Source organism: Actinomyces sp. 432, assembly GCF_009930875.1.
Classification (GTDB): Bacteria; Actinomycetota; Actinomycetes; order Actinomycetales; family Actinomycetaceae; genus Actinomyces.
Genome location: NZ_CP025249.1, coordinates 2,715,830 through 2,729,200, shown reverse-complemented (window position 1 = coordinate 2,729,200; position 13,371 = coordinate 2,715,830). Strand labels below are relative to the sequence as shown.

11 protein-coding genes and 1 CRISPR repeat array are annotated in these 13,371 nt (G+C 66.6%); of the genes, 6 read left to right on the top strand and 5 right to left on the bottom strand.

Annotated elements, in window-relative coordinates; genetic code table 11:
• Positions 1-88 precede the first annotated feature (88 nt).
• From dacB to hpt, 3 genes are all read left to right on the top strand, one after another.
• Positions 89-1,483 (top strand): D-alanyl-D-alanine carboxypeptidase/D-alanyl-D-alanine endopeptidase, encoded by a 1,395-nt coding sequence (dacB, locus tag CWT12_RS11410; RefSeq protein ID WP_161925467.1) that lies wholly within the window; start codon positions 89-91, stop codon positions 1,481-1,483.
• Between the two features lie 43 nt (positions 1,484-1,526).
• On the top strand, positions 1,527-2,732 hold the full coding sequence (locus CWT12_RS11405; RefSeq protein ID WP_161925466.1) for a zinc-dependent metalloprotease: 1,206 nt from the start codon (positions 1,527-1,529) through the stop codon (positions 2,730-2,732).
• A 255-nt stretch (positions 2,733-2,987) separates the two neighbouring features.
• The gene (gene hpt, locus CWT12_RS11400; RefSeq protein ID WP_161924897.1) at positions 2,988-3,542 is read left to right on the top strand and encodes a hypoxanthine phosphoribosyltransferase; all 555 of its coding nucleotides are present in this window, start codon (positions 2,988-2,990) and stop codon (positions 3,540-3,542) included.
• Between the two features lie 72 nt (positions 3,543-3,614).
• Here hpt and cas6 read toward each other — a convergent pair whose 3' ends face one another.
• The 3 genes from cas6 to CWT12_RS11385 form a co-directional block, all read right to left on the bottom strand.
• Positions 3,615-4,421 carry a CRISPR system precrRNA processing endoribonuclease RAMP protein Cas6 gene (gene cas6, locus CWT12_RS11395; RefSeq protein ID WP_161924896.1) on the bottom strand — a complete coding sequence of 269 codons (807 nt, stop codon included), beginning with the start codon at positions 4,419-4,421 and terminating at the stop codon, positions 3,615-3,617.
• 603 nt (positions 4,422-5,024) lie between these two features.
• A CRISPR array of direct repeats spans positions 5,025-5,929; the repeat unit is 33 nt; unit sequence GGAAGCACCTCGCACCTCAAGGTGCATTAAGAC.
• A gap of 659 nt (positions 5,930-6,588) precedes the next feature.
• A complete protein-coding gene (locus tag CWT12_RS11390; protein WP_161924895.1) occupies positions 6,589-6,936 on the bottom strand; it encodes a type II toxin-antitoxin system PemK/MazF family toxin in 348 nt (115 codons plus the stop codon).
• The gene (locus CWT12_RS11385) at positions 6,924-7,157 is read right to left on the bottom strand and encodes a hypothetical protein (protein WP_161924894.1); all 234 of its coding nucleotides are present in this window, start codon (positions 7,155-7,157) and stop codon (positions 6,924-6,926) included. The genes CWT12_RS11390 and CWT12_RS11385 overlap by 13 nt, the downstream gene beginning before the upstream one ends.
• 479 nt (positions 7,158-7,636) lie before the next feature.
• On the opposite strand from CWT12_RS11385, the gene CWT12_RS11380 reads away from it, so the two are divergent.
• From CWT12_RS11380 to cas2, 3 genes are read left to right on the top strand one after another with little or no spacing between them, the layout of a single operon-like run.
• Positions 7,637-8,569, top strand: a complete 933-nt coding sequence (locus tag CWT12_RS11380; protein WP_161924893.1) for a reverse transcriptase domain-containing protein — start codon at positions 7,637-7,639, stop codon at positions 8,567-8,569.
• Positions 8,566-9,531: a CRISPR-associated endonuclease Cas1 gene (cas1, locus tag CWT12_RS11375; RefSeq protein ID WP_161924892.1), complete on the top strand. Its 966-nt coding sequence runs from the start codon at positions 8,566-8,568 to the stop codon at positions 9,529-9,531. Before CWT12_RS11380 ends, cas1 begins: the two co-directional genes overlap by 4 nt.
• A complete protein-coding gene (gene cas2 / locus CWT12_RS11370; protein ID WP_161924891.1) occupies positions 9,522-9,809 on the top strand; it encodes a CRISPR-associated endonuclease Cas2 in 288 nt (95 codons plus the stop codon). The genes cas1 and cas2 overlap by 10 nt, the downstream gene beginning before the upstream one ends.
• Before the next feature lie 415 nt (positions 9,810-10,224).
• Here the strand turns inward: cas2 and CWT12_RS11365 are convergent, their stop codons facing one another.
• Positions 10,225-10,767: a hypothetical protein gene (locus CWT12_RS11365; protein ID WP_161924890.1), complete on the bottom strand. Its 543-nt coding sequence runs from the start codon at positions 10,765-10,767 to the stop codon at positions 10,225-10,227.
• Between the two features lie 18 nt (positions 10,768-10,785).
• The gene (locus CWT12_RS11360) at positions 10,786-13,341 is read right to left on the bottom strand and encodes a hypothetical protein (RefSeq protein ID WP_161924889.1); all 2,556 of its coding nucleotides are present in this window, start codon (positions 13,339-13,341) and stop codon (positions 10,786-10,788) included.
• Positions 13,342-13,371: the final 30 nt, after the last annotated feature.

Here is a 13,371-nt window from a genome sequence, read left to right as displayed (position 1 = left end):
CCGCTTTGCGTCCGCGGCGCGCCGCACAGGCACCGCCTACAACACCGCCCACAGCAACCCATACGCCCGCCAGATCATCGGAGGAGCCGTGCATAAGGCCCAAATCGCAGCCCTGACGGCCGCCACGCTCGTCGTCGTCGGCGCCTACTACGGCCTGGCCGACGCCCTCGACCTGGTGCCCGGCGTGCTGACCGCCTCGCCCGCCGACTACGCGGTCCAGCCCTTCCCCACCGCCTCCGCCGCCGCCAGGGAGCCCGACGCCGCCCCCGGCCTGGCCGCGGACGCGCCCGTTCCCGACGCCGGCGAGCTGGCCGCCCTGGCCAATGCGCTGGCCGGGGACGAGCGCGTCGGGAAGGCCACCACGGGGGTGTCAATCGTGGACGTGGCCAGCGGCCGGGAGCTGGTGGACCACGGTGCCGGCGCACCTTTGACGCCGGCATCCTCCAACAAGGTCCCGGTGGCCTGGGCCGCCCTGTCCCTGATGGGCGCCGACCACACCCTGCGAACCACCGCAGTCCTGGACGGCAGCACCGTCACCCTCGTGGGTGGCGGGGACGTCCTGCTGGCCGAGGACGCCGGCGATCCCGACGCCGCCGTCGGGCGGGCTGGCCTGGGCGACCTGGCCCGCCAGGCCGCCGCGCAGCTCAAGGAGCAGGGCGTCACCAGCGTGAGCGTGGCCCTGGATGACACGCTGTTCACCGGGCCCACCTGGAATGACGCCTGGGCCTCGGGCAACGAGTCCTGGGTGGCGCCGATCCAGCCGCTGATGCTGGACGTGACCGCATACCCCTCCGGAGGGTACCCGGCCGACCCCGCCCTGGATGCCGCCGGGGTCTTCGCCGATCACCTGCGGGGCGCCGGCATCGAGGTTACGGGGGCAGTCAGCCGGTCGGCGGCGGGTGCGGAGGCCACCGAGCTGGCGGCCGTGGAGTCCGCGCCGCTGGCGGACATCCTGTCCGTCTCCCTGAAGGCCTCCGACAACACCATGACCGAGGTGGAGGGCAGACTGGTCGCCCTTGCCGCCGGTGAGGAGGCCAGTTTCGCCGGCGCCACCCGGGCCGTGCTGGGGCAGCTGCAGGCAGATGGCTTTGACACCTCCGGAGTGACCATGCTCGACTCCTGCGGGCTGGCTCTGGGCAATCAGGTGCCCGCACGGCTACTGGCCCAGATCATCGCCCGGGCGGCGGCCGACGACGCCGGCACCGCCGGGCGCAGCCTCATCGCCGCCCTGCCGGTAGGCGGCCTGGACGGGACGCTGGATGACCGGTACGTGGGTACTGCCGGCGCGGGCGCCGTACGCGCCAAGACCGGCTCCCTGGACACGGTCGCGTCCCTGACCGGCACGGTGGTCACCGCCGACGGGCGCCTGCTGGCCTTCAGCGTGATCGTGGACGGCTTTGAGGAGGGCGGGCTGTACTCGGCCCGGCTGGCCATTGACGACGCCTTGCTCACTCCGCTGGCGGCCTGCGGGTGCGGGGGCTGAACGGGTGAGCGGGACGCACGGCGGGCCGGTTCTCGGGGCTGCTCTGCGTGGGGCCGGGCGAGGGCGTGCCGGCTCCGGGGGCGCTCGCAGTGGCGCGCGCGGGAGTGGGGCCGGGGCCCCTCGCAGTGCCGCGGACGGCGTCGACTGGGAGGGCGCGCTGCGGCTGGCACGGGTGGCTACTCCCGCGGGGCCGCACGCGCCCGGGGCGACTCGCCGCAGTGCCGTCGCGCTGCTGCGCCGCAGTGCGCAGGACGCTCTGCCGTGGGCCGCGCAGATCACCGGGCTGACCCGGGCGGCCCGGCAGGCCGCGGATACCACCACGGTGCTGGTGGTGGACCGCGTCGGGCTGCAGCGGGCCAACATTGAGGCCCTGCGTGCCCTTATGGGGCAGGTTCCGGATTCGGCCACGCAGCTCGGGCCGCTCGACCCGGCTGCGCGCGCCGCCGGCCGCGCCGCGGTGACTGCTGCAGTGGCGGGACTGCTCGGACTGGTGTCCACCCGCGTGCTGGGGCAGGTACTGCCTGGGGCGTGGGGAGCCGGGGCGGGCGCGGGCGCGGGAACGCGGGCGGAGGCCGCACCGCGCGCGGGGTCGAATGCGCCGCGCATGCTGCTGGTGGCACCGAATGTGCTCCGCCTTCAGCGGGAGCGGGATCTGGACCGGCTGGACCTGCCCGCCTGGGTGGCGCTGCACGAGTCCGCCCACGTCCTCCAGCTGGCGGCCGCCCCCTGGCTGGTGGAGTACTTGGCCGCACAGGTGACAGATGTAGCCACCGCGCTCATGGGGCCTGCGGCCTCAGGCGAGCCGGCGGGCGTGGCCCGCCTGGCCCGGGCCGTGCGTGAGGCGGCGCGCACGGGCACGGTGGAGGGTGAGCCTTCTCCGCTGCTTACCGATCGGCTGGGTGCGCAGGAGCGTGCCCGGCTGTCCGCCGTCGCCGCCACCATGGCGCTGCTTGAGGGGCATGCCGAGGCAGTGCTCGACGCCGTGGAGCCCAGCCGTATGCCCTCGGTGCACCGGCTGCGCGCGGTGCTGGGGCACTCCCGCGGGAGTGCGGCGGGCACGGCGCTGGAGCGGCTGCTGGGCGTGGAGGCCAAGCAGGCGCAGTATGTGGACGGCGCGGCCTTCGTGCGCGGCGTCGTCGGCCGGGTGGGGCATGCGGGGCTGAACGTGGTGTGGCGGGAGCCGGCGAATCTGCCGCGGCCGGAGGAGATCTGCCGCCCCGAGGCCTGGATCGAGCGCATGGGGCTTTAGCGCCGCCGTGCTGGGGCTGTGACGGCCGTGACGGCCGGCGTGGCCGGGCGGTCTACGGGGATGCCGACGGGGTGGGATGCCCGTGGGCGAGTGCCGGGCGGGGTGCGCGGCCGGATCCGGGCCATCCGGCCCGGCGTCGGCGGGGGAGGTGTGAAAAGATGCGGGTGAGGCCGAGGCTTGCGCGTCAGCCCGACGCCGCCCCAGCCCCCGCAAGTTGCTTGCCGGAGAATCACCGGACTACGAGGAGGCGCACATATGGATGCCGCGGACATGGGGCAGGACCTGCAGCAGGTGCTTATCACCGAGGAGGAGATCAACCAGCGGCTGGATGAGATGGCCGCCCAGATCGACGCCGACTATGCCGGCCGCGACCTGCTGCTGGTGGGCGTGCTGAAGGGAGCCGTGTATGTGATGGCGGACCTGTCCCGGCGGCTGCACCGGTCGGCGCCGATGGACTGGATGGCGGTGTCCTCCTACGGTTCGGGCACCAAGTCCAGCGGGGTGGTGCGCATCCTGAAGGACCTGGACGCGGACTTGACCGGCCGGCACGTGCTGGTGGTGGAGGACATCATCGACTCCGGGCTTACCCTGTCCTGGCTGCTGGGGAACCTGTCCAGCCGTGGCGCCGCCAGCGTGGAGATCGCCACCCTGCTGCGCAAGCCGGAGGCCGCGAAGGTGGAGGTGGACGTCAAGTACGTCGGCTTCGACATCCCCACCGAGTTCGTGGTCGGCTACGGGCTGGACTATGCGGAGAAGTACCGCAACCTGCCCTTCATCGGCACCCTGCGCCCGGAGGTCTACGGCGGCTGAGGCCGACCGGGGCGTGCGGGCGCCGGGCGCGTTGGGTCAGTAGGCGCGCGGCGGTAATGCTGGCCCAGCGGGTCAGGGCTCGGCGACGACGTCGAGCGTGCCCATGCCGTAGGCGGCGTGTGAGCCGACGTTGGTGAAGCGGGCCAGCGACATCAGCCGGGAGAAGACACGGGTGGTGGCGGCGCCGGCGACGCCGCTGATGCGCAGCGAGCCCTCCGTGGCGAGGATGGAACGGGCAGTCAGGCGCCCGCGCCGGTCGGCACGCGGCATGCCGAGGCTCACGCGCACCGACTCAGTGTGGTCCTGCATGGTGAGCACGCCGAGCTCGTCGGGATGGAGCTGCGGCGGCTGAGTCTCGGGGGACCAGGCGTGCCAGCGGGCGTGCAGACTCGTGGCGAGCTGGGCGGGGGTGACTCCGGGGATGTGGCGGCCGTGGGAGGTGAACACGGTGGGGCTCAGCAGCGTGATGTTCCAGGTGGTGGAGGCGTCGTCTTCCGCCAGTTCCTCCCAGGAGACGCGTTCCAGGATCTGTGCCTCGGCGGCGACGATGAGTGCCGTGCCTTCCTGGGTGCCGTCGCCGAGGGGGAGAACGCCGCCCCAGGCCAGCCAGCCGTCGAGGTTGTCCAGCAGGCGGTCGTCGAGCAGGCGCAGTTCCGCGCCGATCATGCCCGGCTGTTCGGTCATCTGGCCGACGCTGAAGGGCTTGGGGCCGTGCAGATTGTGCGGGGGCCTGGCTGCGAGGGAGGGGAGCCGAGCCGCCCGCTCGGGGGAGATGCCCTCGGGGAGCTCGAGCACCCGGCCCCAGGCGGCGTGTAGGCGGCGCGGGGTCAGGGAGAACGCGTCGGGGGCGTCGAACCGGAGGAAGACGGTGCTGGGCATAGGCGTCTGCCTCTCCTCGGATCGGTGCGTACATGACGGCTCTGCGTGCTGCGACGGTACGGTCAGGTTGCCGTAGTCAGGTTGCCGTACCGGGAACATCTTGGCACCGATTGCGTAGGGGCGGGGCGGTGTTGCAAGGCGTGGTGCCTGAACAGAAGGTGCAATTGCGTGGGGTGGATATTGGATGGCGGATGGTATTCGTGGCCCGGAGTTTGAGGAGGCTGCAGGTGGCGGGAGGTGCGCTGGGGCGGGCTCGGTGGCGTCGGTGCGGCGGGGAGGCCTGGAGGTGGCGAGAGGGCCGGTTGCGGGTGTGGCGTGTGATGCAGTTGGGGTGTGTGGGGTTGGTGTGGTGCGCTCCTGTGGGTCACAATTCAGTCTACGGTACAAAGTGTGGTACGTTTTGACCTCGACTTTTCCGCATGACTTCGTTGAAAGTTGGTGGCTGGAGGGGGTCGGAGGGGTGTCGGTGGCGCTTGGCTTGTTTTCAACGAAAGGTGGTAGTTTTGGCTTGGTGCTAGTCGGTCCCGTGGGGTGCTTGCGGGGTCGGTGGCGATCTCGAGCCTGGAAGTGGCGGTATGGCGCGGTTTCCAGGGGTAGGGGTCAGGAAGCACCTCGCACCTCAAGGTGCATTAAGACGCAATGCGGAGTTCCGAAGGCAGGTAGACCGTAAGTCAGGAAGCACCTCGCACCTTAAGGTGCATTAAGACCTGTGCGAACAAACTCCTCCAGAAACGCAATGATCGTCAGGAAGCACCTCGCACCTTAAGGTGCATTAAGACGTTGAGGATCATCAGCTAAAAGGGCAGCCCTCTTTTTGTCAGGAAGCACCTCGCACCTTAAGGTGCATTAAGACCTCCTGCGCTTCTCGTAATAAACCTTATTGTCCAGCGTCAGGAAGCACCTCGCACCTCAAGGTGCATTAAGACTGCGGGTGCGGGTGCGGGTGCACCCGCCCACGTCAGGAAGCACCTCGCACCTCAAGGTGCATTAAGACCGATACGTGAGGTGCAGAGGTGCGCGAGGCAGCCAAGTCAGGAAGCACCTCGCACCTCAAGGTGCATTAAGACGATCATGACGCTCATGAGCGCCCCTCCTTCTTTGGGGTCGGGAAGCACCTCGCACCTCAAGGTGCATTAAGACAATAGCGCGAATCCAGTTAGGCTCGATCGTCTCCCGTCGGGAAGCACCTCGCACCTCAAGGTGCATTAAGACGAGTACTGAACGCCGAGCTGCGGGTTCTTGGCGGAGGTCGGGAAGCACCTCGCACCTCAAGGTGCATTAAGACTGTCCTCGCCGTCGTTGGCGAGGTACCACAGGTGCTGCGTCAGGAAGCACCTCGCACCTCAAGGTGCATTAAGACACCTCCGCCTTGGCTTCGCGGGCCTCGGCAGCAGCGGGTCAGGAAGCACCTCGCACCTTAAGGTCCTTTAAGACAAAATCTTTGGATCCGCCGCAAGTCGGCCGGTCAGACGTCAGGAAGCACCTCGCACCTCGAGGTGCATTCAGGCTGCTCGGGGAGGGTGGTATGCGCGACGCCCGCCGTGGGGCATGGTGTCAAAATCGATGACAAACGCCTCACGCGCGCGCTAACCCCGATCCGAAGGCTGCATGATTCCAACGATTTGTCCGCAGCTGCCGACGTCGTCGGCACCGTTTGTCATCGATTTTGACACCCTCGGCCGCTGCCGGGCGGAATCAATGGCAACGGCGAGCCGTCTACCGCCCGAACGCCCAACCAACTCGCGTTGGCGGCCCTACCACCAGTGTGGGTTGGGCCACCGCTCAACAAAGAGACAACGGCAATGGACTCAGACGTGGGTACACCGCCATCTTCGTCTCACGGTGACGCGCGTTCGTCGGAGGAATCAGCACACACCCGCGGGCGGCAGGCTCCCAGACAGCACTATCGCCCACGTGTGTGGCGGTTGTCCCGAATCCGGGCACTTTTCCGGCCTCCGCTCACCAGGATGTGCGGCAGCGATTGTCGCTGTCGGTCGAAGTGCCCGCAGGTGAGCAGAGCGGCACTCGCCCCACGCGCGCCAGACAGCACACCCTCAAACCGGAAGAGCCCCCGAATTCAGGGCGCTGAAGTGAGACGAGTCGGGCCTGCGGGCACCTCCCAGGCAAGTCGCGTTACCTTATGCCGGTGCCCGCCGCGGGTCTGCGTCTAAAGGTCCAGCACCAGCCGAAGTCCATCGTCCACGCGGGCGAGAATGTGCATGGGGGCAGCGCCAATGCGGGTGTTCAACCTGGAACGGTCGACAACAAGAGTTTGCGAGACGTTGACGACACACTGCTTGGGCAGGCCCGCCTCGCCGCGCTCCAACTCGACGTTGCCCGGCGCCGCTGCCAGGCGCAGGTTGCTGGTTATCGCTGACACGATGACGGTGGCTATGTGGGATCGGTTGAACCGGTCCGAGGACACGATCAAGGCGGGCCTGAGGTAACCGGGTTCCGAGCCGATGGGGTCGCCAAAGTCGAGCCACCAGACTTCCCCTCGAGCTACCAAGACCATGCTCCCGACTCGATGAGTTTCCTGGCCGGTGTTAACGGCGCCTGCGCCGCCTCGACGTCTTCGAGGGCGTTGAGAGCTTCAGTCACAGGATCATCGCTGTAGCGAACTATCAGATCGTGGACGGCCTTCGTGTACAGCTGCGACCGGCTCCATCCGAGGCGCCGCGCAAGTTCTTCGGCTTCCTGGAACACCGGGTCTGGAATGGATACTGCCGTCTTCACACGCCAAGTATAACCGGTATGACCGTGGTGGTCTAGGCCGTCTTGCATGCTCGAACGTACGGTTTCGCCGGGCAGCCGCGCAGGGGCCGGCCAAATGGGTGCTCGCGTTTGCGGGTGTGGCGGTCTGGGCGTGTCCCGGGACCTGACGGTTCGGCACTTCGCCCCGACGCTTCGGCAATTGTGATGACGGTTCGTACCCTGTGGTGCGTCGAACAAAGGTACGAAGTGTCGATCAGAAGGTACGAACCGTCAAGTCCCGCCCACCACCCGGCTCTTTCGAGGGACAACGGTGGGCGCCCCAGAGGGCGGACGGTGGGTGCCGGTGTGCCCGGATGCCCCACTCATTGAATCGGCACAGACGCCGCCGCAATGACGAATTCCAAGCCCGGCGCCGGGATCAGTTCCTCGGCCAGGACCTGCCGCCGCTTGCCAGGCGTTCCCTCCTGGCGACCGAGCCCGCGGGCGCGGCGCCGCAGGAGGTGACCCCCAACTCCCTATACGAGCGCATCAGCTCGGTCGAGACACCGACCGCCGCCTGGGAGACCGTGTTGGCCAGAGATGCCCGTGACGGCATGCTCCAGAAGCAGACGCGCGCCATCGTTGGAGACCTCGATAATTTCCTCACCGAGCTTTCGACTTCCCTGCGCGACGGCACCTACGTTCCTGAACCGTTCATGCGACTGGACATCCCCAAACGTGAGCCCGGACAGACGCGAGCACTGCACATCCCCTCCATCCGCGACCGGATCGTCGAGCGGGCCGTCCTGGACACGATCGCACACACCGCCGACCTATTGATGTCGACGTGCTCCTTCGCCTACCGCACCGGTATCGGCACCGATGACGCCATCGACCTACTCGCCACCCTCCGCGACGACGGCTACAAGTACGTGCTGCGCACCGACGTTGAGGACTACTTCCCCAATGCCGACGTCGAGGACGCCCTCACCGTGCTCTCCCCGGCGCTGCGATGCACCCGGACCCTCAACCTGATCCGGCTGCTCGCGCGGCCCCGTCGCGCCCATGGTGAGCGGCGCGTGCGGGGCCGCGGCATCGCCCAGGGCTCCTGCCTGTCGCCCCTGCTGGCGAACCTGGCCCTGGCCGACGTTGATACGGCGCTCTGCGACGCCGGCTACGGCTACGCCCGCTTCGCCGACGACATCGTCGTATGCGTCCCCACCGAAGACGACCTGCTGTCCGCATACGGCCTGCTCAACTCCCGGGTCGCCGCCCACGGGCTGAGCCTGAACCAGGAGAAGACCACGATGACCACCTTCGACGAGGGCTTCTGCTACCTCGGAGTCGACTTCTCCCGCACCGCCCTGCGGTCGACCCCCACCACGACATCAAGGGCCGCCCCAACCCGGACAAGGTCGTCTACGTTGGCCGCGACGGCGCACGACTGCACGTGACCAAAGGGCGGCTGATCGTCGACGGCGCCGACGGACTCCCGCAGGTCTCCATCCCGCGGCAGGCCGTCAGCCGGATCGTGCTCACCGGCGCCGTGGGCCTATCCGCCGGGGCGCGCTCGTGGGCGCTGTACAACGACATCGACGTCGTCTTCCTGTCCCGGCGCGGCAGCTACCTGGGGCAGCTCTCCGGCCTACGGGACACCGCCAACGCTCGGCGTCTGCTCACTCAGGCCGCCTTCGCCGCCGACGACGGCGCTCGCCTTCCGCTTGCCCGCGCCATCGTGCGGGCCAAGCTGCGCCATCAGATCGGCGTACTACACCGCATCGGCAGGCGTGACAGCGGGGCCGACATCGGCGGGGCATGTACCGCTATCCGGCAGCTGTCCGAGGACGTCGCTCACGCCGCCGACACCGACGAGCTGATGGGCCTGGAGGGGGCTGCGTCGACCGGGTACTTCGAGGCACTGTCCCGGCTGGTGCCCGAGGACGTCGCCTTCCAGGGACGCAGTCGGCGCCCGCCCAAGGACTTGGCCAACGCGGCCTTCTCCTATGCGTACGCGATCCTGCTGGCCGAATGCACCGGCGCGCTGATAGCGGCCGGGCTGGAGCCCTCGCTGGGCGTGCTGCACGCCTCCACCGATAAACGGCCCAGCCTGTCCCTGGGCCTGATGGAGGAGTTCCGGCCGCTGCTCGTGGACCGCACCGTCATGGCGCTGCTGCGCTCCCAGCGTCTGCGACCCGAGCACGCCATTGATTCACCGGATGGGGAGGGAGTGTGGCTCGGGCCGGAGGGCAAAAAGGCGCTTGTGGATGGCTACGAGGCGACTCTGCAGCGCCAGGTCAAGGGTGCGTTGCCCGGGTTCGCGGGTACCTGGCGGCGGCACATTCACCACCAGGCGCAGCTGCTGGGACGAGCCATCACCGAGCCAGGCTACGAGTGGACCGGTGCGGCATGGCGATGATCGTCATCCTCGCCTACGACGTGTCGGCTGACTCGCGCCGTACCCGCCTGGCAGCGGCCCTGGAGGCCTGGGGCTACCGGATTCAGGAATCAGTGTTCCAACTGCGGCTGGAGGGCGGTGAACTTGACGAGGTACGCGAACGTGTCAACGACATCATCGACTCGCGCGACGACGTGGTCCACATCTACCCGCTGTGCGCGAACTGCCTGGGGCGGGCCGAGGTGCACGGCACCGCCCCCGCCCTGGACGACGGCGGCCTGTACCGCGGGGTGTGGTGAGGCAGCTCGATGGCGGGGGCCCGTGCGGCAGCGCATTGAGTGGCCCTCGGCGAGGAATCCGGCGACCTCTTCCGCAGTGAACGGGCGGCCGATGCGCAGCAGGTGCAGGCCGGTCTCCTGGTCCACCTCTGGTGAGGAGCTCGGATCGGCCTGGTCGAGCAGTGCTGCAGCCGACTTCAACGACGCTGCGGGCATCGACTCCTCCGGCACGGCCGTCCTCGGCAAAAGGCCTTTGGCTGGTCTACCTCGGTGCACACGGGTGTATTGCAAGCCGACATACAAGATCGCCGCAGTGAAAGTGAGAAGAAGGAGTGCAACACTGTACGTCTAAACCCGCATGATATCGGGCGTGTGAGCATTTATGTTGTGGGCGAATAGGTGATGTGCGACGGCGGGCATGACTGCCATGGTGCATTCACGGCATAGTGAAGTCATTGCTGCAAGCCTTGGTTCCGGGGATGATATATTCGTCGATGGGTGTATTGAGCGGTTGCTTCTTCATGGCCTGAACGCAGATGTGCCATACCTGGCCATCTTCAATCCGCTCGGCGCGCCCTTCGTCCTCAAGAATCTGGCTCAGATAGTCGACGGGGTAGTGTCTTTCGTTGACGTCCCTGTCGCCCGAATAGCGGGGGATTGAGTAAGTATACCGTAAAGGGTGTACAGCTACGACGGTTACATCATAGCTGTATACGTCTGGATCCTCGACGACGGTCCAACTAATGTCAATGCTATTTCCCTCCAGTATGGTTACTTCCACCGGTGCCGTGGCGCCGCCGATGAGATGTGTTGACGTGGAGGAAATGGACGGAGGTGGGGTGTGCTGAAATAGTCGAAAGTCGTTGACGCCAAGCCAAGTAAGTAATACTGAAATGAGAATAGGGAGAATGAAGCCGATGGCTTTCCATCGCCTCGGAGTGCGGTGCGTAGTGTTGGCGGATCGTTCTGCGGTGGTCATGTTGTCAGTTGTTGATGCTCAGTGGCGATGGTCGCTATCGCGTCGGCGCCGTTTCTGTGTTTTGCCCTTACGATTATGTCTGAGCTGCGAGCCTGCCCCTGATTCTTGTCTTCTGGGCTGGTGCCCGCTACGCCTGATGGCTGTTCGACGTCTGCTGCTTTTGCTCGCTTTAGAACCGGGCTGGGAGCGTTTGGAATCTGCCGGGCTGCTGCCTGCCTCCTGTCCGCCGGGTGCTGCCAGCAAGTCTGGTAGATCGTAGTCGGAGTCAATCTCGCAATCATCAGGGTCGATGCTGTGCTTGACCCGATTCTCCTCGCGGTTCTTGAACCAGTTGGTGGTGGCGGACACGCCAGTTTTACTGTCGGCGGGCTTGTCCGCGTCCGGGTACTGGACCACGGCCTTACCATCCCAGCCGTAGGCCGCACGCACGAATGCGCGCACCGGCAGGCTGTTCTCGAAGTCGCTGGGCAGCGCGTCTAGCGCGTTGGCCAGTCTGTCCGAAGCCGTCGTCATTGCGTCGATCGGCGTACAACCGAGGCATCCGTTGAGCTGCATGTACATGCCAGCTAACCTCTTACCGGTGTGCATGTGTACGTCGGTGGCCCTGATTTCAACCGCGCCGTAGCCGAGCGGCTTGCCGAGACCGAGCCGGTGAAAGCCGCGGCGCATCGACTCGTCGTCGGGGGACGCGTCCGGTGGTACCAGGCACTCCGGGGTAAGCAACCAGACCAGCACGGCAAGTTCCTCGGGCGTCAGCCCGTCGAAGGCGATCGTCGTGGTGAACTTGGCCCCCGGTGACAGAAACGATCCGACCACAGTGTCGTGAGGGCCGATGTCGCCTTCGAGGAGCGTGCTGTTAGGCAAGCCCTCTCGGCCGAGTAGCTTGCGGTGGGTGGGGTACACCTTGCGGATCAGAGTCTGTTTTGGCTGATACGTGCCGGCGCGAGTGGTTTCCTCCGGCAGCGCCCGTCCTCGCTGATCTCGTAGGTACGGTACTCCGGTCGAGGGTTTGGGGCTCGCCAGAGTAGGAAGAAGCCAAGGCTTATCGTCGGGCGCAGGCCGCTGTAGCCAACTGTCGTGGCCAGGTTGAACGGGTGTGATGGGATGGATTGTTATGCGTCCGCGTACCGCTGCCGCCTGACTGGCATTCTCCGCCTTCTGATCGGCCACAAAGCCCCACATGCGGTCACCGGCCGAAGCCTGGGCGAAGGTACGTGCGGGGGCGACTCCTGATTTCTCTGCCAGCTTGACCGGGGCCAGTGATCCGGGCGCCGTGCGCCGGCCAACCTGGGATGGCGTCAGGCTCGTGATGTTGCCCCTGTTCGACACCGAGGCGAACAGAGGGATGCCGGGGCTGTCTTTGTCGGAGGCGAGCTTCACCAGGAACTGCTTGATCTGTGCACGGTCGGCCATGACCGCGGAGCCCTTACCCTCATCGACCTTGGGATCGGAGGCGCCGAGTATCTGCCCGTGCTCGTTGATCTTGCCGTTGGCGATCTCATGGACTAGCCACGTCTTCGAGTCGGTCGACTTGCGAGTATTCGTGTTACTAGGGACGCCAGCCTTCTCGCGGTCCATGAGTTGGCGTATGTTCTCCAAGTAGCTGTGAATGACCTCAACCAATCGTTCTAGGACGTCGGCGTTGACCGGGCGGCGCGTACGGTTCTTCTTGGTGTCGAAGAAGATGAACTCGTTGAACTTGGTGTCAATAAGCGGATCAGTATGAGGTGGCGTGAGCCTTACGACCACGCCTGTGTAGGTCCTAGTGTCCTTCTCCGCGGGTTTGGATGCTGTGCCGCAGAAACGTTTATCGCCGACGCGAGCGACGACCGCTCGCCGAGTCTTATAGAACTTCTCGATCTCCACGGTGAAGCTGATGCGCTTGAGATGTGGTGTGGCGTTGCGCAGTTGGCTCAGCCGCTTCTCCGCATCGGTGTCAGATACCCTGTTGGCGTACTTCCGGTCGTCTTCGTCGGTTGCTCCGGAGTACATCCATCTGCCCGCCGAGTCGTATAGGGCGGTTCGAGAGTTCAGGTCATTGGGAAGCACGGCGGCGCACACGTAGTCTGGACGGTGCCAAGGCCTCCCGTCCTTGCGTGGGCTGTTCTTGCCGAGCATGATCCGCGCACTCAAGCCTGTTTCGGGATCGCTGTTCGGCCCGCCGTCGTGCACCAGGAGAACCGGGTAGAGCGTGGCGGACTCCTGAGTGGTGCGGCGATGGGTGAGGACATGGTCGTGGTCAGCGAATACGCGCATGCGCGAAGCAGTGACCGCCTCGTAGGCGGAGGAGAGTACGCCTTTCAGTGTAGTTACGGGGATGGTGGCGTCCTCCCAGGTGCGTGCACCCTCCGGCTCTCCGCTGCGCGAGGCCACCACCACGCGCCGATCCGCGGTTCTCTGCCCGGGAATCGTGGCCGAGGCGACGGTGATGGTGAGTGCCAGTTCGCCGGACAGAGTGTCAGGCGCAAGCCGATCCTGCCCGGATGGAACGTGGTCGCCGGTGAATGTGATGCCACCCTTCCGGCCCGTATCACGGACCGTGGGGATGCCGTTGTAGGCGTGGTGCCATTTCATGACTGATGTTCCCTTCGCCACCGCTGACCA